The 26,419-nt window shown below is 61.2% G+C and carries 13 protein-coding genes, 1 pseudogene and 1 CRISPR repeat array; of the genes and pseudogenes, 4 read left to right on the top strand and 10 right to left on the bottom strand.

What is annotated here, in order from left to right:
• Positions 1-15 precede the first annotated feature (15 nt).
• A complete protein-coding gene (locus EH165_RS04465; protein ID WP_164479121.1) occupies positions 16-258 on the top strand; it encodes a HepT-like ribonuclease domain-containing protein in 243 nt (80 codons plus the stop codon).
• Positions 259-437: 179 nt separating this feature from the next.
• Here the strand turns inward: EH165_RS04465 and EH165_RS04470 are convergent, their stop codons facing one another.
• Positions 438-1,208, bottom strand: a complete 771-nt coding sequence (locus EH165_RS04470) for a sulfite exporter TauE/SafE family protein (protein ID WP_124798211.1) — start codon at positions 1,206-1,208, stop codon at positions 438-440.
• Positions 1,209-1,627: 419 nt separating this feature from the next.
• Here EH165_RS04470 and EH165_RS16085 point away from each other — a divergent pair.
• Positions 1,628-2,679 (top strand): annotated as a pseudogene (locus EH165_RS16085) (GGDEF domain-containing protein).
• A 226-nt stretch (positions 2,680-2,905) separates the two neighbouring features.
• On the opposite strand, the gene deoD reads toward EH165_RS16085, so the two are convergent.
• The 3 genes from deoD to EH165_RS04495 all read right to left on the bottom strand — a co-directional run bounded on the left by deoD (position 2,906) and on the right by EH165_RS04495 (position 11,490).
• The gene (gene deoD, locus EH165_RS04485) at positions 2,906-3,625 is read right to left on the bottom strand and encodes a purine-nucleoside phosphorylase (RefSeq protein ID WP_124798212.1); all 720 of its coding nucleotides are present in this window, start codon (positions 3,623-3,625) and stop codon (positions 2,906-2,908) included.
• Positions 3,626-3,727: 102 nt separating this feature from the next.
• The gene (locus EH165_RS04490; RefSeq protein ID WP_124798213.1) at positions 3,728-7,513 is read right to left on the bottom strand and encodes a multifunctional oxoglutarate decarboxylase/oxoglutarate dehydrogenase thiamine pyrophosphate-binding subunit/dihydrolipoyllysine-residue succinyltransferase subunit; all 3,786 of its coding nucleotides are present in this window, start codon (positions 7,511-7,513) and stop codon (positions 3,728-3,730) included.
• A gap of 167 nt (positions 7,514-7,680) precedes the next feature.
• Positions 7,681-11,490, bottom strand: coding sequence for an ABC transporter ATP-binding protein (locus tag EH165_RS04495; protein WP_239020697.1), 3,810 nt, complete (start codon positions 11,488-11,490; stop codon positions 7,681-7,683).
• A gap of 124 nt (positions 11,491-11,614) precedes the next feature.
• On the opposite strand from EH165_RS04495, the gene EH165_RS04500 reads away from it, so the two are divergent.
• Entirely contained in the window at positions 11,615-12,853 is a 1,239-nt protein-coding gene (locus tag EH165_RS04500) for a phytoene desaturase family protein (protein WP_206426107.1), read from the top strand.
• Positions 12,850-13,191, top strand: coding sequence for a hypothetical protein (locus EH165_RS15670; protein WP_206426108.1), 342 nt, complete (start codon positions 12,850-12,852; stop codon positions 13,189-13,191). The genes EH165_RS04500 and EH165_RS15670 overlap by 4 nt, the downstream gene beginning before the upstream one ends.
• Positions 13,192-13,945: 754 nt before the next feature.
• A CRISPR array of direct repeats spans positions 13,946-17,774; the repeat unit is 29 nt; unit sequence GGGATCACCCCCGCGTGTGCGGGGAACAT.
• Positions 17,775-17,818: 44 nt separating this feature from the next.
• Here the strand turns inward: EH165_RS15670 and EH165_RS04505 are convergent.
• From EH165_RS04505 to cas3, 6 genes are all read right to left on the bottom strand, one after another.
• On the bottom strand, positions 17,819-18,442 hold the full coding sequence (locus tag EH165_RS04505) for a type I-E CRISPR-associated protein Cas6/Cse3/CasE (RefSeq protein WP_124798214.1): 624 nt from the start codon (positions 18,440-18,442) through the stop codon (positions 17,819-17,821).
• Complete coding sequence (locus EH165_RS04510) at positions 18,415-19,344, bottom strand: CRISPR-associated protein Cas5 (RefSeq protein ID WP_164479122.1); 930 nt, start codon at positions 19,342-19,344, stop codon at positions 18,415-18,417. Before EH165_RS04510 ends, EH165_RS04505 begins: the two co-directional genes overlap by 28 nt.
• Positions 19,341-20,669 carry a type I-E CRISPR-associated protein Cas7/Cse4/CasC gene (locus EH165_RS04515; protein WP_124798216.1) on the bottom strand — a complete coding sequence of 443 codons (1,329 nt, stop codon included), beginning with the start codon at positions 20,667-20,669 and terminating at the stop codon, positions 19,341-19,343. Before EH165_RS04515 ends, EH165_RS04510 begins: the two co-directional genes overlap by 4 nt.
• A 134-nt stretch (positions 20,670-20,803) precedes the next feature.
• Positions 20,804-21,427, bottom strand: coding sequence for a type I-E CRISPR-associated protein Cse2/CasB (locus EH165_RS04520; RefSeq protein WP_124798217.1), 624 nt, complete (start codon positions 21,425-21,427; stop codon positions 20,804-20,806).
• 36 nt (positions 21,428-21,463) lie between these two features.
• A complete protein-coding gene (locus EH165_RS04525; protein ID WP_124798218.1) occupies positions 21,464-23,206 on the bottom strand; it encodes a type I-E CRISPR-associated protein Cse1/CasA in 1,743 nt (580 codons plus the stop codon).
• Complete coding sequence (cas3, locus tag EH165_RS04530; protein WP_124798219.1) at positions 23,203-26,115, bottom strand: CRISPR-associated helicase Cas3'; 2,913 nt, start codon at positions 26,113-26,115, stop codon at positions 23,203-23,205. The genes EH165_RS04525 and cas3 overlap by 4 nt, the downstream gene beginning before the upstream one ends.
• Positions 26,116-26,419: the final 304 nt, after the last annotated feature.

Consider the following 26,419-nt stretch of genomic DNA (forward strand, 5'->3'; position numbering starts at 1 on the left):
GCGGCCGATGAGAACTTGAACCAACTGGTTATTGATGCCATCTGCATGAGGCTGTCGGCCGGAATGGAGGTACTGACCCGGCTCGAGTCGCAGGTGAGGACCGGTCTGTTCGGTGACAATTGGCAGTTCATGTGGGGGATACGCAATAGCATCGCTCACGGCTACCTCTTGGTGAACTCTGACATCGTTCGTCAGACGATCCAGATGGACCTGCCAGAAATTGTTCGGGTGATCGAATGCGAGATCTCCGACACCTGATCACCTCGCCGCAGACAGTCGGTCCTTGATCGGGCACGTGAAGCACACATTCGCGGCAGCCCCGTGTCTCATAACCGAAGTGCCTCGTAACTCATCGGAATCAAGACAAACGAACACAAGAGCGCGATGCAGTTGACCTCGGACATTCGTGCAGAAATCTTTGGGCACCGAAATGAAGATCAGGTGCCGAGCAGGTCTATCGCTCCCTTGCAGACCGTCAGAAGGCTCCCGCAGTAGGCGACGACGATCAACGCCGTCCGCGCCTGCGCCGGTTTAACCCGCCGCGAGGCCCAGTCGCCAAAGGCCACACCGGACAGTAGCGCGCCGCCGATGAGGGCCCAGATCCACCACTGCAGGGTGGGCACTGAGCCCTCGATGAACAGGTATTTACCCAGGACAGCCGAGAAGGCGGTAACGGCGAAATAGGGCTGGACCGTCGCGGCGAACTTTGTCTGCGGCCAGTTGCTCAGCACCGCATAGACGCTGACTGCCGGGCCGCCCACCCCCGCGGTGTAGCTCATCAACCCGGAGAAAACCCCCGTAGTGGCAAGCGGCACCGTGCCGCTTATGTGCCGGCGCGAGCGAATGAGCAGCGAGATGGAGAGCGAAATGGCGACCATTAACCCAATGATGATCTCGAGCCAGGCGATCGGCGTCGCTTTTGCTACCCCGATGCCGATCCCGAGCCCCACGAATGCCGCTGGCAGGAGCACCGCAACCTTGCGCCACTCCACGTCTGCCCACACTCGCGACAGGATCATCATCGATGACGTTCCGCCGCAAAGGTTTGCGATCAACACCCCGCTGACGGGGCCGAGGACGATCACCAAAAACGGGGCCGCCACCAGCGAGAACCCCATGCCTGTGATCCGTTGCGAACTTCCACCGAAAAATACGAAAAACATGACGAGCCCCATGACGACAGCGTTGACGCCCAGGCCAGTGTGCACCGGCTCAGCGTATCGGGTCGCTGCATCGCTCAAAGGTTCGCCTCTGCCCGCTGTGCATGAGCACAACCGACGTCAGGAACAGGATTTCGGCATCGCTGAAACGTTCAGCAAGATCACAGGAGAAGAGCAAAGTTCGGACCAGCCTTTGCCCACAGCTATATGTAGCCGCGTAGTACTAGCCCGCTGTTGCCTCATCGGGTCCTGCGGGGGGCAAGGAGGTTGTTTACCTGGTGCGTGCGGAATAAGGTTGCACGGTGGTGGGTACTCGTGCACACATCGGCTCTCTGATCAGGAGCTTCGCTGCCCTCGTGGGGGGTCCAGCTCCTGTGCCTGACGGGGCTGCGGTGCATGAAGAGACTGCGGTGCCTAGCGAGACTGCGGTGCCTGAGGAGGTGGTGGCGCTCCGGGTGTTGCAGCAGGTGACCCGGCGGGTCCACGCCAGCCTGGATCTGACTGAGACGTTGGACGCTGTGAGTCGAGGCGTGTTGGAGGCCACCATCTTTTCCGTGGTGGGGATTAACCATCGCAGGCCCTCCGGTGATTTCGAAGTCGTATCGGTAGAAGGATCGGACGAGGCGCGGACAGCGCTGCTGGGCAAGGTGTCACCCGGTGACTACTGGGCGACGATGTTTGGCCGGTTGGCGCAGGAGAGCGATTCTGAGCGGTGGGGGAGACTGCTGTTTTCCGACCACCGGCTCATCCCGCCGGAGGATCAGGCCAGCAATTGGTGGGTACCGGATCTGGAAGCAACCGACGACCCCGAAGCGTGGCACCCGTTGGACGCGCTGTTCGCACCGCTGGTGGCACCGTCCGGCCTTTTGCTGGGAACGGTGAGCGTCGACTTGCCCCGCGACGGTCGCCTCCCCTCCCGCGAGCAGTGCGCGATACTCGAGCTATTTGCCGAACACGCCGCTGTTGCGGTCGAGCACGCCAGGATGACCGAGGCGCTGCAGACCAGCAGGGATGAGATGACCTATGCCGCCCAGCATGATCCGCTCACCGGGCTCGCCAACCGGGCCCTGCTCATGAAGCGGGGCGCCGAGGCCGTCGCAGAAGGTGGCCGGGTTGGGGTGGTCGTAATGGACCTCGACGATTTCAAGGCGGTCAACGACACCTTCGGACACCGTGCCGGCGACGATGTCCTCCGGGTGCTCGCCGCGAGGATGCGTTCCTGTGCCCGTGCGGAGGACCTGGTGGCCAGGACCGGGGGGACGAGTTCGCGGTGATCGTCCCGATGCTCCCGGGGGTGGGCCCTGAAGCCTTGGAGGCGCTCGCGAACCGCCTCCGCCAGGTCTTCGACGAGCCGGTGTCCAGCCACTGCAACCGCCACCTGGTCGGCGGCAGCGTCGGTACTGCGATGATCCAGATCGGTTCGAGCTTCGAGGAGACGCTTGCCGCAGCCGACACCGCCATGTTCATCGAAAAGCACGCCAAGGGCGCCGCACGAAGTGTGCGCACTGCGGCAAGCTGACTACGCTGCGGGTGTCGGCCCCGCACCGCCCAACGGAATGATCAGCTAGCTTTCCTTCGGGCATCGCGGGCGATGCGGACATATCCGTTAACACCGCTGATCGGCCGCGTTGCTGCGCCGCCGTCAGCAAAGAAAAGCAGCCCGCAGCAGACGCAGATCGCTGACATCGGTGTGTCCATTCAAAGAGCTGGACACACCGTAGCGAGTGGGCGCACCTACACCGCTGTCAGGAGTTCTTGAAAGCCGCTAGGCCCAGCGACACTGCCGTGAGAAATTTGGATTCGCGATCATCGGACGACATGCCCTCGCCGGTGGCGATCAAGTCGGTCACAGTGACGATCGCCAGTGCCTCGGCGTCGAACTCGGCAGCCACTGCGTACAGCGCAGCGGCTTCCATCTCCACCCCCAACGTCCCGTACGCGGTGAGTCCGGCCATCAGCTCCGGCCGGGACAGGTAGAAGTGGTCGCTGGAAAATAGTGGACCGGCGTGGACTTTGGACCCATCAGACGAGGCTGCCGAAGCGGCCGCGACAGCTGCGGAAGCGAGGGCGAAACTGGGGGCGTGGCTGTAATGCACGCCGGGGATCCGCGCCGCCGTCATCGCCGAGTCGGTGTGTGCGCTCGTGCCGACCACGACGTCGCCGATGGCCACCTTCGGCGAGAGGCCGCCCGCAGTGCCGATCCGGATAATCCGCTTCGCGCCGAGGAACTGGAAAAGCTCAGTGGCATAGATCGTGATGGACGGCTGGCCCATACCTGATGCCATCACCGACACCCGGCGAGATTCGAACGTGCCTGTGTAGCCGAGGATTCCGCGCACATCGGTGATGAGTCGGGCATCGGTGAGGACGTCCTCCGCGATCCTTTTGGCGCGTCGGGGGTCGCCCGGCATAAGGATGTCGGGTGCAAAATCGCCCAGTTCGGCGGCAATGTGCGGGGTAGCCATGGGGAGCCTCTTTTCGTCGTTTCGGGATACGGATCTGACATAAAGCGAGGGCCCGACCAAACGTGCCTGGTCGGGCCCTCGCCCTTGAAAAACTACAGCGCACTAGCGCGCGAACGCGCCTTCAATAACCTGCTTCTGTTCGACTTCGTGCACGCGAATCGAACCGGCCGACGGGGCTGCCATAGCGCGGCGGGAGACCCGCTTGACGCCGAGTAAGCGCGGTATCGATTCGGGCAACGCCTCGACCATGTACGGCCAGGCGCCCTGGTTCTTCGGCTCTTCCTGTACCCAGCGGAAATCTGTGGCGTTGGGGTAATGGTCGAGGACGTAGGCGAGCTTCCGCTTGGGTAAAGGGTAGAGCTGTTCCACTCGCACGATCGCGGTGTCGGTGATGTTGTTCGCCGCTCGGTGAGCCTCAAGCTCGTAGTAAATCTTGCCGGTGCACATTACTACGGACGTGACGGCTGACGCGTCCTGCACCTGCGGGTCGGCAAGTACGGATTCGAACTTGCCATCGGTGAAGTCGGCGACGGATGAAACCGCGGCCTTATTACGCAGCATCGACTTGGGTGTAAAAACGATCATCGGGCGGTGGACGCCGTCGAGCACGTGACGACGCAAAAGGTGGAAGTAGTTTGCGGGCGTCGAGGGAACCGCAACCGTCATCGAACCTTCGGCGCACAGGAGAAGGAACCGTTCGATCCGCCCCGAGGTGTGATCAGGTCCTTGACCTTCGTGACCGTGCGGGAGTAGCAGCACCACGCCGGACTTTTGATTCCACTTGGCTTCCCCGGACGAGAGGTACTCATCGATCACCGACTGAGCGCCGTTGACGAAGTCACCGAACTGGGCTTCCCACAGCACCAACGCATCCTGGTTCACCGACGAATAGCCGTATTCGAAGCCCAGCGCCGCGTACTCCGTCAAAGCGGAATCGTAGGCAAGGAATCGCTCTTGATCTTCCGAAAGATGTTGCAGTGGAAGGAATTCTGCTCCCGTATGCCAATCAATGAGAGCCGCGTGTCGCTGCACAAACGTGCCGCGCCGAGAGTCCTGGCCAGCTAGCCGCACCAGTCTGCCGCCCATAACGGTGGCGCCGAAGGCGATCAGCTCGCCAAAGGCCCAGTCGATGCCGCCTTCGCGGGACATCTGGACGCGCCTTTCCAGCACAGTCTTTACTCGCGGATGCGCCACGAACCCTTCGGGGAGTTCGAGGTGCGCGTCAGCGATGCGATGAAGTGTTTCGAGGCTGATCTTGGTATCAACCTTTGGCGGTATGGGTTGTTCCTCCTCTACCGAAGGCGAGACCACCGCGACGCTCTTTTCGAGCTCTTTGACCTCGTTGAAGACGCGCTCGAGTTGGCGGTGATAGTCCTTGAGGGCCTCTTCCGCCTCTTCCGGCGACAGATCGCCGCGGTCGATCAGGGCCTCGGTGTAAATCCGGCGGACCGACTGCTTGCCATCAATGATCTGGTACATCAATGGGTTGGTCATCGAGGGGTCATCACCCTCGTTGTGGCCGCGTCGCCGGTAGCACACCATGTCGATGATGACGTCGTTGCCGAAGGTTTGGCGGTATTCCACGGCCAGTTCTGCGGCGAGAACGGCGGCTTCGGGGTCGTCGCCGTTGACATGGAAAACGGGCGCCTCGATCATCTTTCCGACGTCGGTGCAATATTCCGAGGATCTGGAAGCCTCGGGTGCGGTGGTGAATCCGACCTGGTTGTTGATGATGACGTGCACGGTGCCGCCGGTGCGGTAACCGCGGAGTTTGGACAGGTTCAAGGTCTCTGCGACCACGCCTTGGCCGGCGAATGCGGCGTCGCCGTGCAGAGCAATCGGCAGCACGGTGAAACCACTTTCGCCGCGATTGATGATGTCTTGCTTGGCTCGCACAATCCCTTCCAGCACCGGGTCCACAACCTCGAGGTGGGAGGGGTTAGCCGCCAGCGTCACGGTGACCTGGCCTTCACCAAACGGGCGGACGTACTTGCCTTCCGCGCCTAAGTGATACTTGACGTCGCCGGACCCGTGCGTCTGGCCCGGGTCCATATTGCCTTCGAATTCGCGGAAGATCTTGGCGTACGGTTTGCCCACGATGTTGGCCAACACGTTGAGCCGGCCACGGTGGGCCATGCCAATGACGACCTCGTCGAGGTGGTATTCGGTGGCCTTATTGAGCACTGCATCGAGCAGCGCGATGACGGTCTCGCCGCCTTCGAGGCTGAACCTCTTTTGCCCGACGTATTTTGTTTGCAGGAAGGTCTCGAAAGCCTCCGCAGCGTTGAGGCGCCCGAGAATGTATTTTTGGCGCTCGGGCGACGGGTTGGAGCGTTTGGCCTCGACCCGCTGCTGGATCCAGCGACGGCGGGCCGGGTCCATGATGTGCATGTATTCAACGCCAAGGGTGCGGCTGTAAGAATCGCGCAACACCCCAAGAACATCGCGCAACTTCATAAACTGCTGCCCGTTGAACCCGCCCACTGGGAACTCGCGGTCCAGATCCCAGAGCGTCAACCCGTGCGAGAGCACGTCAAGATCGGGGTGTTTGCGTTGCCGGTAGTTCAGTGGGTCGGTGTTCGCCATCAAGTGGCCGCGGGTTCGGTAGGCGTCGATGAGTTCTAGGACGCGTGCGGTCTTGTCGACAGCGCCATTGCGGCCGGGGTGGATGTCGGTGACCCAGCGGACCGGCTCATACGGCACGCGCAGGGCGGTGAAAACATCATCGAAGAAGCCGTGTTCGCCCAGCAGCAACTCGTGAATCCGCTTCAAGAACTGGCCGGATTCGGCGCCTTGGATGATCCGGTGATCGTAGGTCGAGGTGAGGGTAGAAGCCTTGGAAATGCCGAGGTCCGCTAGAGACTGCTCGGAGGCACCCTGGAAAGCAGCCGGGTATTCCATCGCGCCGACACCGATGATGGTGCCTTGGCCCTTCATCAACCGCGGGACGGAATGCACCGTTCCGATGCCACCGGGGTTGGTCAACGAAATGGTGGTGCCCGCGTAGTCCTCGGCGGTCAAGGCCCCAGAGCGCGCCTTGGCGACGACGGCCTCGTAAGCCTTCCAGAACTCGACGAAGTTCATAGTCTCGCAGCCCCTGATGGGAAGCACGACGAGGCTGCGCTGACCGTTCTTGCCGGGGAGATCGATCGCCAGTCCGAGGTTGACGTGACTCGGCGAGACCATGACGGGCTTACCGTCGGTGTCATCGAAGTGCGCGTTCATCCCCGGGAACTCATCGAGCGCCCTGATGATGGCGTAGCCGATCAAGTGGGTGAAGGAAATTTTCCCCCCACGCTGACGCTTCAAAAAGTTGTTGATGACGATGCGGTTGTCCCACAACAGTTTCGCCGGGATGGTGCGCACCGATGTTGCGGTGGGGACCTCGAGGGATGTGGTCATGTTCTTGACCACGGCAGCGGCCATACCGCGGAGCGGAGCGCGTACTTCGGGCTTATCGGGCGTCACCGCCTTGGGCGGTGTCGAGGTAAGGGCGGCAGCTTTGGGTGCAGCGGAATTTGCGGGTGCAGCCGATTTTATGGGCGCAGCCGAGGCTGGTGCGGCTGCTGCTGGTGCTGGCGGCTTTGCTACCTGAGGCGCGGCCGGTACAGCTGCCGCCGGCTTTTCTGCCACGGGCGGAGCAGGTGTAGCGACCGGAGTTGCTGCGGGGGCAGCCTGTGCGGCGGGATCTGCCGCTGTTGCTGGAGAGCCACCGCCTCCGTTTTCACTTCCACCAGCGGGCTTGGCAGCAGCCGACGGCGCCTTGGAATTGGCGAAGAACTCTCGCCAACTCTCGTCGACGCTGTTCGGGTCTGCTGTGAACTGCAGATATTTTTCTTCAACGAACCAGTCGTTGGGGCCGAATTCGGGCACGGTGGCTGACGACACTGTCGTTCTCCGCCTGTTCTGGAATCGAGGAAAGTTGGCCCCCCGAATCTAGCCCTTTTGGCCAGCGGATGCAGGATGGACTCTCCCGTTGTGTCGCACTCGTCACCTTTGGCGCGGCCCGGGGTCAATCGAGACTGAAAAAGGTTCGCGCGTTTCGGGCGGGCTCATCAGTGTCCGAAGGTGTTTCCCCGATCGGTGTTGCTCGCATACAGCTTGGAATAGGGACCACCAGCGGTCAAGAGATCCTGGTGACGGCCCATTTCCACGATCCGTCCGTGTTCCATCACAATGATCCGTTGGGCCGCTGCGGCCGTGGTCATGCGATGAGCGACGACTATCGTCGTCCGGCCGCGGGATAGCCGGCTGGTCGCGTCGAGAACAGCCGCCTCGGCCGCGGGATCCAGCGATGCAGTGGCTTCATCCAGCAAGAGCACATCGGGGTCGACCAATTCGGCCCGAGCCAGCGCGATCAGTTGGCGCGCGCCAGCTGCCAGGTTGCGCCCGCCCTCTTCCACCTGGTGCAGGAAACCGTCACTGAGCCTAGCGATGACACTGATGGCGCCGACGGCACGAGCGGCAGCTTCGACTTCGGCATCCGGTGCGTCCGGCCGGCCGTAGGCAATATTGTCCCGGACCGTCCCGGCAAAGAGGTAGGTCTCCTGCGGCACCAACCCCAATCTGCGGCGGTAGCCGGAGAGCTCGAAGTCCTTGATGTCGATGCCATCCACTTCGATCGTGCCGGAAGAAGCGTCATAGAACCTGGCGATGAGCTTGACGAGGGTCGATTTACCGGCGCCCGTCGTCCCCACGACGGCCACTGATTCTCCGGGCGCTATTCGCAGGTCGACGTCAATCAGTGCTGGGCTGGCTGCGGCGCCGTACTGGAAGCTGACCTTGGTGAGGTCGATCTCGCCGCGTAGTCCTGAAGCCGACACCGGCTGCGTACCGCTGGGGGTGCTGATGGGCGTCGCCAACAGATCACCAATGCGGGCAAGGCCGACACTGGCCTGCTGGTAACCGTCAAAAACCTGCGACAGCTGCTGGATGGGGGAGAAGAAGGAATCCAAATACAGAACGAACGCCACCAGGGTTCCGATGGTCAGTGCCCCGCCGACCACCCGCTCCGCACCCACCCACAAGACCAGCGCTGTGGAACCTTCTGCGAGGAATGCAATGAAGGGGAAGTACACCGAGATTGCAGTCTGGGCGCGCATTCTCGATCGCCGGTAATCATCGCTGCGGGCCGAGAAGGCCGCTGCGTTCGACTGAGACCTACCGAGAGATTGGGCCACCCGCAGGCCAGCGACGTTCTCGGCCAGGTCAGCGTTGACGATGGAGACCTTTTCACGTGCATCGTTGTAGGCCCGAGAGGATATTCGCCGGAAGACAAAAGTCGCAAGAATGATGACGGGGATGGCGGCAAACGCCACGAGGGCGAGCTCAATGTCCAGAACGAGAAGCACGACGATGATGCCCCCGAAGGTCACCAGCGACACCACCGAGGTCGTCAGGCCAGTCTGTAGGAACGTTGACAGAGCATCGATGTCTGTCGTCATCCGGGTCATGATGCGGCCCGTCATCTGCCTTTCGTAGTAGTCGAGGCCAAGCCGCTGCAGGTGGGTGAAGGACCGCATCCGAAGTTGGTAGAGCACCGATTCGCCGGCTCTGCCCGCGGCGATAGCTTGAAGACGCTGAATGAAGAGGTCGGCGACGGTGACGGCCAAAGCGGCCAGCGATGCCCACCAAATGACGGAAAGCACCCCGCCCGCGACGCCGTTGTCGACTCCGGTTCGGATCAGGATCGGCAACGCCAGACCGGCTAGGGCATCCAGGACGACGAGAGCAATAGCGACGAGCAGCAACGGCCGCACGCCGCGCAGCGCACTTCCCAATCTGAACCGTGCGGCCGACTCGTCGACCACATCCACCGGAGGCGGGCTATCGAGGGCCGGAGGGAGTGCATCGACTTGAGCTAACAACTCCGGGGTGGCGGGCAGCCCGCCGAGAAAGCCTCCAGCGAAACCACCCGGGCCGCCGCGACCGCCGCCGCCCCGACCAACTGCGATCTGGTTCGCCGCTGAGGTTCTGGAAACAGAACCCGTCGGGACAGGATTACTTGTTATGGCTGCGGGCCAGAGAACGGCGTCGTCGACGGGAGTGGCCAGGTCAGTGTTATCTGTCGTTGAGGTCGTGCTCATCGCGCCTACCAGCGACCGATACAGAGCCGATCGATGGAGCAATTCGTGGTGGGTCCCGCTGTCAACGACTCGTCCGCGATCGACGACGGCGATGCGATTCGCCAACGACAGTGTCGAGAGGCGATGCGCGATCAGCAGTGTCGTCCTGGTGGCAGTGACAGCGCGGAGTGTCGCGTGGATGGCGGCCTCGGTGGCGGGGTCGACGGCGCTAGTCGCATCATCCAAGAGGAGAACGCGTGGATCTGTCAACAGCGCTCGTGCGAGGGCCAGTCGCTGCCGTTGCCCGCCGGAGAGCGTGAGACCGCGTTCGCCTATTACGCTCTGGTACCCGTGCGGTAGTGCCTGAATGAACTCGTCGGCCTCTGCGCCGCGCGCCGCGGCCTCAATTTCTGCCGCGGTGGCATCCGGCCGGCCGTAGGCAATATTGGCCGCCACCGTGTCGGAGAACAGGAATGCCTCCTCGAAGACCACGCCAACAGCGGCGCGCAGATCGCCGAGCAACAACGAGGCGACTGGGTGGCCGCCCACTTCCACTGCCCCGGACTGAACGTCATAAAAGCGTGGCAGCAACAGCGAAATGGTCGACTTCCCCGACCCGGACGGGCCTACAAGGGCAACAGTTTCCCCCGGTGCGAGTTCAAGGCTAAAACCGTTGAGAACCTTTTCATCTGCTAGATAGCCGAACACTGCGTCGTTAAGTCGCACGCCCAGCGGGCCGTCCGGCAAGGTTGCGGGATGTGCGGGATCGACGATGCCCGCCTTGGAGTCGATGACCTCGAAAACCCGCTCCACCCCAGCTCTGGCCTGCTGGGCAATGATGAGAAGCGAGGCAAACGAGCGGGTGGGTCCGACGATTTGCGCCAGGTATGCGGAAAATGCGGTGAACGTGCCGAGGCTGATGCTGCCCTGATAGGCCAAGAAGCCCCCGAGTGCGAGCACCCCCACCTGGCCCACACCAGTGACCGCCTGCAGAGCCGGGCTGAATTTGGCGGCCAAGCGGATGCTGCGAAGCCGCTGCCGGTAGAGCTCGGATGCGGCTGCTCGGAGTCTGCCGATCTCTCGATCTTCTTGCCCGAATCCTTTGACGACGCGGACCCCGGTGATGTCCTCCTCCACAATTTCGGCGACTTCGGCTGCCCGCTGCTGCGCAGCCCAGGTCGCGGGAAACACCGTTAATCGAGTGGCGCGAGTGAGTACCACCACCAAAGGCACGACGGCGAGCGCGACGAGCGTCAAAAGTGGGGAGAGGAACACCATGATGATGAGAGAGAAGACGAACAGGACTACCTGCCCTGCGGTCAACGGAACCATCGAAAGCAGCCCTTGGACCAGTTGCAAGTCGGAGTTTGCGCGGGAGACCACTTGGCCTGTCCGGAGTCGGTCTTGCATCGCGCCGTCGAGCCGCTGCAGGGCAGCGAAAACAGCCGTCCGCAGATCGTGCTGGACGTTGAGGGAGAGCTTTCCGCCAGACCACCGCCGCAAGAAGGCGGCGCCGAACTGGACGCAGGCGAGGGCGACGAGCGCGGCGATCACCCAGCCCAGCGAGGCGGTGGAACCCGCACGGGCGTCATCGATGACGAACTTTGTCAGTAATGGCCCCAGCGCGCCGATCCCGATTCCGCCGAGTGCAGCGGAGCCCGCGAGCACGGTGATGGCGCGGTGCTGCCAGCAGGCCCGCCACAACCTGCGGATCCAACCGTGGTGTGTAGCAGGGGTCGAAGGGTCGGACTTCTGCAGAGAAGCAGGCACGGGGTTAGCCAAGGCAGTATCAGCAAGCACGTCCGACACTGTAGGCCGGTGGGCCGACAGTTGCCGAGCGGTTGTCTACCCTGAAGGCGAAGCTGCGGCGGACCATTCGCGGCGTATGCACGCGTGAGCATATGCCCTACGGCGCACTAAGAAGGTGAGCAAACCGGTGGCCGGACATGATGTCGTAGTGGTGGGTGGTGGTCACAATGGCTTGGTGGCAGCCATTCTGGCAGCGAGCGGCGGGCAGTCGGTCCTGTTGCTGGAACGTAGTCCGCATCTGGGCGGGGCGACGCTCGGGGAGCCCGTCTTCGCCGGCCGGCCGACCCGGCTGAGCCGCTACTCCTACCTGGTGTCGTTATTCCCGGACGACCTCGCCGCCGAACTCGGCATCGCACTGCCCCTGGCTTCACGAATCACCTCCTCCTACACCCCGACGGTGCGTGACGGCCACGCGAGTGGGCTGCTGGTGGAGCGCTCACCGGGTGCGGCTACCGAGGCATCGTTTGCAGCATTGACCGGCGGCGCCAGCGAGTTCAGGGCGTGGCAGCAGCTCTACGGCGAACTCGCTGCGATGGCGGCGGCCCTCGCCCCGCACCTTCGCGGCCCGATGCTCCGTAGGACGCAAGTGCAAAAACGAGTAATAGGCGCTGCGGGACAACAACTATGGACCGATCTTTTCGAGCAGCCATTGTCGGAAATGCTGTTGCGCAGGTTTGCCGACGACACGGTGCGGGGGATAGTTGCCACCGATGCACTGATCGGCACTTTCACGTCGCTGACGGACGAATCCCTCCTCGCAAACCGGTGCTTTCTCTACCACTTGATTGGTCGCGGAACGGGAGAGTGGCAGGTGCCGATCGGCGGAATGGGCGCACTCAGCGACGCATTATGGGAGCGCGCGCGGGCGGTGGGGGTGCAGATCCGCACTAATTTCTCGGTGGATGCGGTCACGGAGACTGCGGAAGGCGTCGTCGTCACCGGCGAAACGGTCCGCGGTGGCCGGCTGAACTTTCCCGCCGCGTACCTGCTGGCTGCTGTTGCGCCAGTGGTACTGGACGGTTGGCGCGGCGTTGACTCTGTCAAGCCTGTCGGCTCCCAGCTCAAGGTCAACATGTTGCTGGATCGGTTGCCCCAGTTGGCCTCCGGTATTGATCCCGCTATCGCCTTCGCTGGGACCATGCATTTGGAGGAGGGCTACGAGCAGCTGGAACAGGCCTACCGGGCCAGCGCCGCGGGAGAGGTCGGCGAACACCTGCCGTCGGAGGTTTACTGCCACTCGCTCAGCGACACTTCGATCCTCAACGGCGAGAGGGCCCACACGCTCACCCTTTTCGGTCTGCACACCCCCCGTCGTTGTTCGAAACAGACCCGGCGGGGGCCGCTGGTGAGGTGACAGCTGCCGCGCTCGCGGGATTGCAGCGGCACCTCGCCGAACCGCTGGCAGATTGTTTGGCCCGGGACGAGACGGGTTTGCTGTGCGTGGATGTTGCGACCCCACTCGACCTGGAAAAATCGTTGAACATGCCGGGCGGCAACATCTTTCACGGCGACCTGTCCTGGCCATTCCTCGATGACGACGAAGAGGCGTTCGCTCCGGCGCAGCAGCAGGGTGTTGCTGTCGAAGGGAGTAGTCGAATCCTGTTGGCGGGAGCGGGATCTCGGCGTGGGGGTGGAGTTTCCGGGCTTGGTGGAGCCGCGGCGGTTGCGGCACTGAAAGCGATGGTGGAGTAGACGCTAGGTTCCTCAAATAGTGCACTGCCGCACTCGTTGATGGTTCGCGAAGGATCTGCAGGCAGATGCACGCTCAAGCGCATATCGGCCCGAGCGCAGAAGAATGGAGCGTCCCACCATCCATGTTCGAAGGCCCGCCGGGGGATGGGGTTACAGCCGAATAGGAGATGAACATCTCGCCCTGTCCTTTCCTCGATGCTTGACGGGGTATCACTCCTGCGTGTGCAGGGAACATACGTCGATCACCGCGGCAGCGGACGAGCAAGAGGGATCACCCCCACGTGTGCGGTGAACATTCGGTGGTGACACCGAATTGGCCTGTCCAGCGGGGATCACCCCTGCGTGTGCGGTGAAGATTTACCGGAGTCGGCACCGTCGGGACTACCGGCAGGATCAGCCCCGCGTGTGCGGGGAACACGCAGGCACGGACGACGGCCTCAAAGAGGGCCCGGGATCACCCCCGCGTGTGCGGGGAACACAGGGCGACGTCGGCGGACTTGGCGGCGTCGTCGGGATCACCCCGGCGTGTGCGGGGAACGCTGGAGTTTCACATTCCGGCGCTGACTGTAGGCGGGATCACCCCTGCGTGTGCGGGGAACGCGAGCTGGCAGGGCCAGCCGCTCAGGCCGAAACGGGATCACTCCCGCGTGTGCGGGGAACGCGAGCTGGCAGGGCCAGCCGCTCAGGCCGAAACGGGATCACCCCGCGTGTGCGGGGAACATGATCATCGGGACGGGAAGTTTGTGGACTACACAGGATCACCCCCGCGTGTGCGGGGAACATTTGGGCGCCGCCGGGGTGGCCCCGGTGTGGGTAGGATCACCCCCGCGTGTGCGGGGAACATGCGGCCGACTGCCTGAGTAGCACCACTCCGCAGGGATCACCCCCGCGTGTGCGGGGAACATGATGACACCCCGCCCGGATTCGGCGCTGGCCCGGGAGCACCCCCGCGTGTGCGGGGAACATCACGAGGGCCACCGGGAAGGTCCGCAACCGGGGGATCACCCCGCGTGTGCGGGGAACATTGTGCGGGGAACATGGTGGGGGTGTCAGCTTCGGTGAGGATCCGCAGGGATCACCCCCGCGTGTGCGGGGAACATGCCCGCAACCGTTCCAGCTCCAAAGCACTGTCGGGATCACCCCCGCGTGTGCGGGGAACATCACGGACCCGTTGGCAACGATTGTCGCTGACGGGGATCACCCCCGCGTGTGCAGGGAACATGCATTACCTGCCTGCCGCACCTGCTCCCGTTTGGGATCACCCCCGCGTGTGCGGGGAACATTCCTGGTATTGAGTTGAGAAAGAGCGGCGAGCGGGATCACCCCCGCGTGTGCGGGGAACATCGCCAGCTCTAGGGCTGCGACGACGTGGCCTCGGGATCACCCCCGCGTGTGCGGGGAACATCACTCCGCAGACTCGCGGGTCGGGCCAAACGTGGGATCACCCCCGCGTGTGCGGGGAACATTAAGTCCATCTCTGGGCTGGCCGAGGGTGTCGAGGGATCACCCCCGCGTGTACGGGGAACATTCGGTTAGTCAGTCGTCTGAGCTGCCGCCGCAGGGATCACCCCCGCGTGTACGGGGAACATGGTTTCCTTCGCTTCGGTCTTTCCGTCGCGGCAGGATCACCCCCGCGTGTGCGGGGAACATGACGTCCACCCCGGCATGTTCGCTGTAGCCGTTGGGATCACCCCCGCGTGTGCGGGGAACATGGCGGACCGGGCCAGGACTCGGCGAAGATGCTGGGATCACCCCCGCGTGTGCGGGGAACATCGGCGGCTTTCGCTGCGGGATGCTTCGATGGGGGGACAACCCCCGCGTGTGCGGGGAACATGGCAACGTCAGGGCACCGGGCGAGTAGGCACTGGGATCACCCCCGCGTGTGCGGGGAACATGCGAACTCAGCGGCGCCAAGGAAACGGTTTGTGGGATCACCCCCGCGTGTGCGGGGAACATCGGCGCACCACCCGCGACATGGGTGGGGCGCCGGGATCACCCCCGCGTGTGCGGGGAACATCCCTTGCCCAGAGATGCAGCGATGGCGGTCGAGGGATCACCCCCGCGTGTGCGGGGAACATTTCGCGGGCCATGAGTTCATCCATCCAATCTGGGGATCACCCCCGCGTGTGCGGGGAACATCGGGTTGCCTGGGAGATCCGCGACAGGCGAGCGGGATCACCCCCGCGTGTGCGGGGAACATACATCGGCCCCCGACTTGGAGGTACGTGATGGGGGATCACCCCCGCGTGTGCGGGGAACATGACTCCCCGTCGAAGTGGGGCCGCGTTTTTGTGTGGATCACCCCCGCGTGTGCGGGGAACATAGGCCAACCTGTTCCACGGCGACCACACAACCGGGATCACCCCCGCGTGTGCGGGGAACATAACAAGTTCGGGCAGCCGGTCGATCTGGGCGAGGGATCACCCCCGCGTGTGCGGGGAACATAGACCCGACACGCCGCCCGCGCCGTAAGTGCGGGGATCACCCCCGCGTGTGCGGGGAACATTGTTTCCCTCGTCGTTAGGTGGTTGTCATGATGGGATCACCCCCGCGTGTGCGGGGAACATTCGTTAGGTTGCGCTGCAACGGTTTAGCCGGCGGGATCACCCCCGCGTGTGCGGGGAACATGCGGGGCCACCCTCCGGTGTAGAGGGGTCAGGGGGATCACCCCCGCGTGTGCGGGGAACATGGCGTCGGGGACTGACCGGGCCAACCGATCGAGGGATCACCCCCGCGTGTGCGGGGAACATGAGCCGGTTGAGTTTGGCGAGATTGCTTTCTGCGGATCACCCCCGCGTGTGCGGGGAACATCGCAACCTCGGAGACGGCCTCTTCGATGTGGTGGGATCACCCCCGCGTGTGCGGGGAACATCCCTACGCCATCTTCATGCAGATGGTCCAACAGGGATCACCCCCGCGTGTGCGGGGAACATTATCGGCCAACAGGTCCGGCTGGACCGACCGAGGGATCACCCCCGCGTGTGCGGGGAACATCCCAACGACGTATTCGACGCCAACGGCAACCAGGGATCACCCCCGCGTGTGCGGGGAACATGGTAGATGGTGAGTGTCTGCTCAGACTGAAGCGGGATCACCCCCGCGTGTGCGGGGAACATCGGCTGGCGGCACGTGTAGCCGAGAACGTCGCGGGATCACCCCCGCGTGTGCGGGGAACATAAGGCCATCTCGTCGTCGTGCGGCAGCTTGTAGGGATCACCCCCGCGTGTGCGGGGAACATATCCCGTTGTCCTGGTAGGCGCAACCTCCTTTGGGATCACCCCCGCGTGTGCGGGGAACATTGAAATGAGTTCACCACCGACCACCAACACCTGGGATCACCCCCGCGTTTGCGGGGAACATGAGTTCTTTCACCGTCACCGACCCGAACGTGCCGGGATCACCCCCGCGTGTGCGGGGAACATGATGGTGGTTGTCGTCCGGAGAGTTTGGGGGAGGGATCACCCCCGCGTGTGCGGGGAACATTGATCGGCTCTGCGGAAGGGCTGTTCCAGCGCAGGGATCACCCCCGCGTGTGCGGGGAACATCAACAGGTGGCGCTTCCCGGAGAACGTCGAGAGGGATCACCCCCGCGTGTGCGGGGAACATGGATCAATAGATGCGACCATGCGATCCCCGAGGGGATCACCCCCGCGTGTGCGGGGAACATCGACCATCGTCGCGGCTCCAACGGCGAGCGTGGGGATCACCCCCGCGTGTGCGGGGAACATCCTGTGCGATGTAGGTTGCCTTGCGTTCCACCGGGATCACCCCCGCGTGTGCGGGGAACATTTGACCCGCGAGACTACGAGACTCCGGAAGCGGGGATCACCCCCGCGTGTGCGGGGAACATTGCGGTGTGGGCACGCCGGATAGGCCGGCGACGGGATCACCCCCGCGTGTGCGGGGAACATTCGCTATCCGTGGTGATGGGCGTCGTGCTTTTGGGATCACCCCCGCGTGTGCGGGGAACATACTTGCTGCGCCGCGTCGAGGCGGCCGTCGCCGGGATCACCCCCGCGTGTGCGGGGAACATCCAACCTTGAACCGGGCACCCTGCCACGGGGCGGGATCACCCCCGCGTGTGCGGGGAACATCAGCGGGTGTCCGCTGATGTGTTGCAGAACGGTGGGATCACCCCCGCGTGTGCGGGGAACATGCGCCCCGCCGCCATCGACTGGCTCAGGTGAAGGGATCACCCCCGCGTGTGCGGGGAACATACAGGGACCGACACCACCGGGTCCGGGACCGAGGGATCACCCCCGCGTGTGCGGGGAACATTGGGCCGCGATGGTGTTGCGTTGACTGTGGAGGGGATCACCCCCGCGTGTGCGGGGAACATGCATCTACGAACCCCGAGTCCTCTTCGAAGTTGGGATCACCCCCGCGTGTGCGGGGAACATGTGGGCCTGGCTCCGAGGTTGTTGACGTAGTTGGGATCACCCCCGCGTGTGCGGGGAACATCGTTCGTCGCGTACACCGATCTCGTCTGATTCGGGATCACCCCCGCGTGTGCGGGGAACATCATTCCGCAGACTCGCGGGTCGGCCCGAAGGTGGGATCACCCCCGCGTGTGCGGGGAACATGCTTCCTGATCTGCAAAGATACCAGCCCTAGTGTAGTTTTAGCATCACTTTTGGATGGTGAGAAGGCCAGCCCCAAAAGCTTTTGCTCGGCCCACGCCGTTTGTCACAAAGTCAGCCAGTGCTTCCCTCTTTGTGACCGTGGCGATGCCCGTGATGCTGGAAATTACCAGCGCCCCGGACATTGCCGAGGTGGTGATCTTGATGTCTTCAAGTTTGGCGTCCTGTACCCACAGGGCTGGCGCTAACTTCTTCCTCGCCCATTCCACCGGATCGGCTGCCGGGGTTCGGAAGTTGGACCGGGACTTGCTGATGACCGCGTTGACCGCAATCTGGAAAGTGACCTCCGATCCGACATCGGCTACCAGGCCGCCGTCGGTGATCACTGCCGCACCTGATGGCAGGTTGATCGGCTTCACCTTCGACTGCACCAACACAACGCCGCGAGCACCTGGTCCGCTGCGAAATAAGATCCCAGCCTCGGCGCGACGGGTGCTCGGGTCACCTTCGAACTGGCCGAACAGACCCATGACGGTGCGGTGATCAGCTCCGTGATCCCGCCCCCAGTTCATGCCCTGGGTGATCGGGATGGCTGCCAGGAATAAACCCAGGTTTTCCTGAACTATTGATGCCTGTTCGGTGTTCAGCGACTCAATCGTGGCGATACCCATGCGAGTTGCTCCTTCGTATCTTTGACCACCGGAACTTGAACAGATCCGCTGGTGGGGTTGATGTTTGAGGTAATTCGGTGGACTGACAACGATGCTTGTTCCGGTTTGCGGTTCGAAGCGGTGACCCTTTGAATAGCCCCCATCGGGTCAAGTTCATCGGTATCATCGTCGAAGCCTGTCAGCGAGTCACTGGGGGCCTGCGAGAGCAGCTTTCTGAGCTTCTGGTTGCGTCTGGTGGTCGGCAAATCGGTCAGCAGTTGATCAGCGCCGAGATCAGAAACACCCAACACAAATGGGAACCTCGGTAGGCATGCCTTGCGACCCAAATAAGTGGCGAAAACCGGGTTGCTGACCGACTGTAGAAGCTGATCGGTGATGCGATCATCAGGATGCGAAATGGCAACCATGAACTCGGCATCACTGAGATAGTGACGCCGGGAGATGGCGTTTTCACCAATCCATTTCACCCCGGCTGGCGTCAGAACCGTATGGTTGGAAACGGGGTCGAATTTAACAGAAGACAGCTTGGTTCTGTTCTCGGTTTTGTTCTTGTTTTCTATATCTTCGAAATCCACCGAATCGGCTGTAATTTCCAGCCCTTTCCAGAACCCTCTGCTGCCCAGAACTTTTCGGTGCTGCCGAGTGATCAGATGAAAATCCTCCAGCGGGGCACCAAACCGATCGGCTCGCACTGTGATGCTCAATTCGGGGAACCACTCAGGGAAATCGGTCATCCGGGTGGCATCAATGCGGGGGTCGAACTTGCGAAACACCCCCAATCCACAAGCTAGTAAACCTTCAATTCCGCTGCGGGTCGGAACCTTCTCGGTGGGGTAAACCGCGAAAGTTGCTGGGGCTCCCCACGATTGGCGTCCACTGAACCGCAGCAGCAAAGTGCTCACGCGGCTTCTTCCGTGGCAGGCTCCAAGATCCAGTTGGTGACAAACTCAACGAGGTCGTCGCGGCTCTTCTTCTCGGCGCTGATGTCCACGGCCCCATCAGGGGCGGCGAAAGCCGCTAAGTCGGTGCGGCGCGGAACGGTGAAAACATAATCGCCGAAAGCTTTCGGGCTGAAATCGCGGGCCGCATCGAACTCCGAACGTAAAGCCGTCAAAGACGGACCGGAGAAACCACCACCGCCGGTGCCATCAGCGGCGCCGTTAGCTGCGTAAACAGGTGTTTCGAAAGTGTAAGCAGTCGGGCAAGACTGCTGTTCGGCGATCACAATGTGCGGCACTGGGGGAGCGTCAGCACTGTTTGATCCACCGGTCGGCAAAGCCAGGATCAGAGCATCAATGAAGTCAGCCACATCAACCCGATCAGCTTCCGTGTAGCGGCTCCAGGAACGTCGAAGCTGCTCCCGATCAATAGTCATGGTCGAGTAGTACGTGCCGGAAGTTTTGAGCTTGACACCCATGTAGGCGGCGGCGTTGGTTTCACCAAGATTGTCCTCGGTGATGTACTCATCCAAGGTTTCGTCAGCCAGGTGAGTGGTGGTGGCGTTGCCGACACTGACAGCAGCCTCAACGTTGATCTTTGACTGGTTGGCGAACATCCGGCCGAAAGCGGAAACAGCAAGGGACTGAGTTGAGAAACTCATTCCGGATTCGGAAAAAATCTGCTCGACGGCAGCCTGGAAATCAGTGATTTCCTTGGCTGGCACACTGCGGCTTCCACGCCCAGTGAAACGTGAGAGATCGGCGATCCGAGTAGCGATAACACCTGCCAGAGCGTTGATTTCGATCTCGGAAATCCACACCGCAGTTGACTTCGGGTCGTTGTCATTGCCGCCGTTGCTGTTGCCCCCGTCAAAGTCGCCGCCATCGGAGGTCTCCGGCGTTGCTGTGCCCGATTCAGGTGAAACCTCGGCGGACTCTTTACCTTTGGCGTTCTTCGCGGCGGGCTTTTTGGTCTCCTTTTCGCCCGCTGTGAGAGTGCTGACGAACCGCTCGCACAGCTCTTCAACTGCCACCTTGTTTACCGTGTCGGCCGGGTTCTTCCGGGTGAGTTCCGCAGTCACCAGGTCGCACAGAAGTGGAACGAACACCTTGGAGCGAATTGACTTTCGCTGCTCGGTGGTTTCAAACAGAACCCGGGCGTTTCGCTTGATCGACTGGGAAGAAAGGTAGGAGCGGGACACCCCTCCCTCCTCGCACTTCTTCGGGGCGCCATCTGATCCACGGTTGCGTTGATGGCTGGATAGTGACCGCAAAATGTGCAAGGTCATGTAGTTGCGTTTTGACACTGTGCTTCTCCAAATCGTCGATACTGCATAAGTTTTGGTGGGTTTCACCACTGCTGGTCACTGTGTGTGGTGCGGTGCCAAAAATTCTGTTTGACCCGAATGTTGACGGATATTTTCTAGCTGGCCTCGGCGAAATCCTTCGCCGATTTGCTGGTGGGGTAGCTGGCCCGGGAGCAATCCTTAGCCAGCCGATCAAGGGCTCTCTTAGCGGTCTGTCCACCAATGTGGAGATTGATCACTAGGTGACCCAAAGACGCTGCGTTCCAGGGGATTCCGAGGTCTTCGCACCTGCTGAGCATTCGGTTGATGAGCATCACTGCATTTTTTGGGTTGGAGGTGTTCAACATTGAGATCATCGTCTGGGAGGTGTCACTGTTGGTTCGGGTTTGGGCCACAAGCTTGCCGAGCGAGGTTCCGATTGAATCCTTCGAGTCAATCTTCGATCGTGGATGACTGGCAATCAGCCCCAGGGCGCGAACCAGGCCAAGATTTTTGGCATCTGGCCTACCCGGAATACCGTCCACCCTTTTGAGTTCAACCTCGTTGTAAACCTTCGCTGAGATGTGATCTCGTAAACCTCCGGACAACGCCACTCGAACTCTGGCATTGCCGACAGAGTTTCGTGTTCGATGCCCCACCCACATCAGGTATCGGCCCAACTCGGACCAGGGGTTCGCAGTTTGCGTTTCGGAATCACCCCTGGGTACTACCGCGCTTAGTGCGGATTGCGCTGCGGTCATTGGCTTCTCGCTTCCTTTGTTAGTTGATATATGCGTTCAGTTCGAGACCGGAGCGAACCCGGCGGCATGAGCTTCGCCCAGCAGGTGGTTGAGCGCCCTGTACTTCTTTGTGGAAAGTCGCCCACGGTTGAGGCCAGCGGTGTTCTCGTCAAAGATGCGAGCTGTCATTAGTCGCCACTGTTTGACAAGCTCCCTGTCCACCTTCAAGCCCCGCTCCGAGTCTGCGAGAGCCTTATCGAGCAACTGTTCCCCGGAGCTGTAAAAACCGGCCATCACTCGTTCTTTCAACGAGGTTGATTCCGGAGATTTCACCGCCAGTCTTCCGGGGGAAGGAGGTTTCGGTGGGTAGATTATTTCGGCTGCCCTCTCAACACTGAGAACAATCGAACTGGATTTCTCCGTCTCCCCGATGATGTGACAAACCAGCTCCACCAGTGCATCCCGATGTGGTTCGGTCATTGTGTCGGGGTTTTCGATGCCGGCAGAAATGCCCGCCACCAAAGATGCGTAGGTGTACACAGGACCGTTTGAAGTGCCACCACCTATCAGCAGCAGAACTTGTAAATCCGCGCTGGTAGAAGAGGCGACAAATCTGGTGGTTTCCTCCGGTTCCCCCTTGGAAATCTTCAACCATTCCCTCATGTGGTGTGTCGAGTGACCCGGAAGACCAAGTCCGCCCATGAAAACGCGAACCAGCTTCTTATGCTTGTTCAGGCACTGACGGGTCAGATGCAGGGGATCAGAAATACGAGCCAGCTCCAGGAAGGAAGATCCCAGCGACTTGGTTTTGAGGTCAGCACTTTTCGAAGCTGCCTGAGCCACATCGCGCAAGAACGAAACGTGGGGATGAACGGACCCGCCGACACAAACATGCGTGACAGATGATGGATCATCTTTACTAGCCAAAAACTGAACGGAAACACCGGAGAATCCAGCAGCCCACACCGATCTCGGATCGGTGCTCAACTCTTGGCCTGATATTTCCGCATCCCTATCCAGATAGGCGGGGAGCCCTGGTCCCACCCAGCGATCAGGGGTGTTCAACAGAACCGACTGGGCCAGGTTTGAGCCGGTTCGCCAAAACTGATTGATGTTTCTACCAGCGCCGGCCAGAGTTTTGGAGAACCCGATCGACCCCGCTGATTTGATCGCTTCCCCGTCAATGGTTTGCTGCGCATTGCCGGGAGGTGAGTAGAACCAAGCGGTGACAAGCGATTTAGCAAGATCTGCAGGATCTGATGAGGTGAGGGAGTATTTCCCGGTTCGCCAAAACTGACCACTTGCAGTTGGCGCACTTGCATGGAGGGTCAAAAATTTGGGGTTCGCTTTCGCGTCGATCTTGTTGACCTGCATGAAGGGGTTGTCGCCGGTCAGGTTGAATTTACCGGCGAGCTCGTTGAAGAATTCGTCAACCGCATTGGGACAGAAGCCGTTTCGGGAAATCCCTCGGCCATCCGAAACCCCAGGTCGGTCGCTGTTAAGAGACTGCCGGTACACCAGGACCGGAGCGATGGTCATCAGAATCCGGTAGACGGAGAACAACTCCACCGGGTTCGGCAGCTTGATGCCGTTGATCAAATGGGCGTTGCGAAAAAGTTCATGAAGCCCCACCTGCCCGTGAGTGGAATCGAGGTAGGTAACCGGAATCCACGGCGACAAAGCAAAGTTGAAGTCCACCTCGGCCGGGACAATCACGTCGGCTTTATTCTTCTTGTCATCCCTTGTCTCATCCACCGGTGTGTCTTGCACTGGTATGCCCTGCCCTGTTGCCACTGTCATGCCGTTGCCTTTCTGGTAAGTCCGAAAATTGGGTCGTAAAGGAGTGTGGAAACCTGATCTAGTTGCACGGGTCGCAAATTTGAGAGCAACCTGCTTTGGGGCCACCACTTCGCGCCCTCCAAGAGCTTTGCACTTGCCACCGACATCAGCTCCAGCGTTCTTCCCGACACTTTCAGCGAGGCGCCAATAGCGTCATTGACTTGAGCTTTCGACAACTTGCCACCTAACTGGTCCACCGTCATTTTCGAAGCGAACCTGTTGGTGCCACTGGGGTCCAGCAGTACAAAACCGAACGACGGCAAATCTTGAAACCGGGTGTTCTGGTCCTGGTCATCTCCGTTGTGATCACAGTTCGTGGTCATCTCCACCAAGTCGAGATGATCTGTCGAACGAACTGTGTGTGGCGGACTGATCACAATCTTCTTCGCCACATCCCACCGCTTCCACGCACTCGCGAACTCGAAATTGTGAGCCGGATCCTTGCGGTACCGGTTGATGTCGAACGCCGCCGCATCCACCAGTTCTTTCACCCCGGTCGGAATAGCAAGTAGACCGCCGGGCAGGGCGTTCAACGCGTCCCACGTTCGTTCCTGTTCGGCGAACAAGTAAGGAAGCTGATCCCGAACAGACAAAGTCGCCCCGGTGAACGCAGCCGCAACAACCAGCGTTCTCAAAGATGAACTAGGAATCCTGCCGGCGCGAACACCCGCACCACCGAACCGCCACAACCGGCCGGCCCGCTGAATCAACGAGGCGGCCGGGGCCAAATCGGTTCGCATCAAATCGAAGTCGATGTCCAAACTCGCCTCGATGACCTGCGTTCCGACCACCACCACACCTTGACCGTTGCCGTCCTTCCCCAGAAGTGGAACCAGTTTCGACTCCACATCCAGCCGGTGATTTTCAGTCATCCGTGAATGCAGCACCAACGCGGAGATGCCAGCCGCACGAAGCCTGGTGCCGACCTCGATGGCATGATCAACCCGGTTGATGACCACCCCGATCCTGGCCCGGGGGTTTGCTGCCAACTCCTTGATAACCCAGTCAGCGTGGGAGCTGGGCTGGTCGGACACCTGCACAGTGTCGAAGATGAGGTTCTGGACGGGGCCCGGCGCCGTCTGGGTGACAGCACACGAGCCTCCATCCACTAGTGACTGAGATGGGTAGCTGGCTGCGCGAGCTGTTTGCTGCGCCGAAGTATCGCCGCCATACGCCTTCACCAACTTCTGTGACTGCTCGGAAGACAGCGTCGCCGACAGCAGCGTCACCCTAGTGTCAGTGCGCCCGCACCACTGCAGAACCGGCTCCAGCAAACGCATTTGGTAATGGTCGTAGGTGTGAACCTCATCCAGAACGATGTGGTGATTAGCTATTGCCAGCAGCTGCACGGCCTTGTTTCGGCCACGAATGCCAGATTTCAAAACCTGGTCGCATGTGGTGACAGTGATCGGAGCTATCAAGTTCTTCCCCGGACCGGTGAGGAAAGAAAAATCCTCCGGGCAGCCGATGCATCCGCTGTGCGTGTGAGCAGAACCCGGTGCATGCGAGTTCACTGCGCTGGTGCTGGCCGCGTTGATCCCGGACCGGCCATGAACAAGACGAACCGGGAGATTGGCATGGGCGTAAACACCGTCGATTCGTTTCACCATCGAATTGGCGGTAGCCCTGGTCGGCAACGCAAAGATGAGACCCTCGGCGTGCGTGGTGTTCCCATGCCGAATAAGAGCTGCCTCCGTCTTGCCCCGGCCTGTTGGCTCGGCAACAATCCACATACCGCGCACTACTGTGAGAGCATCGGCTTGAATCTGACGGGGACTGGCTGCGTGCTTACCTAAAACCGAGTCCAACAAGTTCGGGATCTGCACCGCAACACCGACTGTTTCAACGATCCGGCGGGTCATCTCCAACCGGCGGAAGGCAACCCAGCCGGGGCCGTCAGCAGCTGGATCCAACTCGCAATCGGGGTCTTCCAGTTGTTCGGACGCAAACGCCGCGTGATCGGATGCAATCCAGTCGGCCAACATGATCAGCCCGGTAATCAGAATCAGCACATCGTGTTTTTGAGGTTCGGTGCCGACCATCGGGCTGAACAAATTGTCCTTGGTCACGCCCACCGAACGCAGCACGTGTTCACGATGAAGATCGGCTTGATCAGTCCAAGGATCAGTGAAAAATTGGGCCGCAATCTTGGAAACCAGGATGTTCTTCAACCCCACCGTCATCTGCGTGTTCTTCCAAGATCCGTGGTGCCCGGCAACCACAAAAGCAGGCCATTCAGAGCCGGTAACCGGGTCGTCCTCGGCAGGGAAAGCCTTCAGAAGGTGATGCAGGCCGAGGTAATCGTGATGGGCGAAAATATCCCGAAGATCCTTGTTCTCAGACCTTGCCGGGGCCAACGTGTAGCCGCCATCAATAAGCCGTGAAGCAGCAGCTTTACTACTGGCCAAGTCATGCCCGGAATGCCAGCTGCGTGTTTGGAACGCCGGGGTGATCTTCCCCAGATCATGAATGCCTGCCACCGCCGCAATCTTGGTTTCGGCCAAAACGACATCACCACCGGCGACAGCGTCAGCGATCATTTGCTTCAAACCTGGACGCAGCCACTTGTCGAAAAGGGCTTGGGCCGCTGCCGCACTATCAAGCAGATGCGCAATGAGCGGATAGTTGACAGCTGAATCGTCGTTGATTTTCCGCACTTCACGGTTCCAGGAGTTTCTCTCCCCGGGTACAGCTTCTTGCCCCAAAGGTCTTGGTCTAGCGTCGTTGGTGTCCTCATCAGGGGAGTATGCATCGATTGACAACGCTGTGGGCCGGATTTTGGGGTGCGTACGTTCTCTCGGCCAAAATTTCTGAGACAGATCGTTCACCTCACATAAATCCAGGCTGGCTAGCTCCAGCGGCATCGTCATGCGGACTGCGTAGGCGCGCTCCTATGAATCCGCTCAGGAAAATCTGGCTGAGAAGCGTGAATTGAGCTATCAGATTCCTTCCGGTTGCACGGCATCGAAGAATGCGCTCAAGACACCGCGACACGCGCCCCGCGCGGCTGGTCCTCCAGTGGCGGTCACCCTCGTCACAAACGTTTGACACTTCCAATGTAACGGCCTTACAGTCGGCCTGTCCGATCGTTGAAAGACCCCAGCGTCGCAGCGCGCGGTGTCGCCATAGTGCAGACATGGGACAACCTCGTGTTCCACCCTTCCCTCGATTGGG

This window comes from Nakamurella antarctica (genome assembly GCF_003860405.1).
GTDB classification, from domain to species: Bacteria; Actinomycetota; Actinomycetes; order Mycobacteriales; family Nakamurellaceae; genus Nakamurella; species Nakamurella antarctica.

Excerpts from the sequence above, each read along its gene's own strand:
- deoD (WP_124798212.1), bottom strand. The coding sequence starts at position 3,625 with ATGGCTACCCCGCACATTGCCGCCGAACTGGGCGATTTTGCACCCGAC.
- EH165_RS04520 (WP_124798217.1), bottom strand. The coding sequence starts at position 21,427 with ATGACCGCAGCGCAATCCGCACTAAGCGCGGTAGTACCCAGGGGTGAT.
- EH165_RS04505 (WP_124798214.1), bottom strand. The coding sequence starts at position 18,442 with ATGGGTATCGCCACGATTGAGTCGCTGAACACCGAACAGGCATCAATA.
- EH165_RS04515 (WP_124798216.1), bottom strand. The coding sequence starts at position 20,669 with ATGACCTTGCACATTTTGCGGTCACTATCCAGCCATCAACGCAACCGT.
- cas3 (WP_124798219.1), bottom strand. The coding sequence starts at position 26,115 with ATGACGATGCCGCTGGAGCTAGCCAGCCTGGATTTATGTGAGGTGAAC.
- EH165_RS04525 (WP_124798218.1), bottom strand. The coding sequence starts at position 23,206 with ATGACAGTGGCAACAGGGCAGGGCATACCAGTGCAAGACACACCGGTG.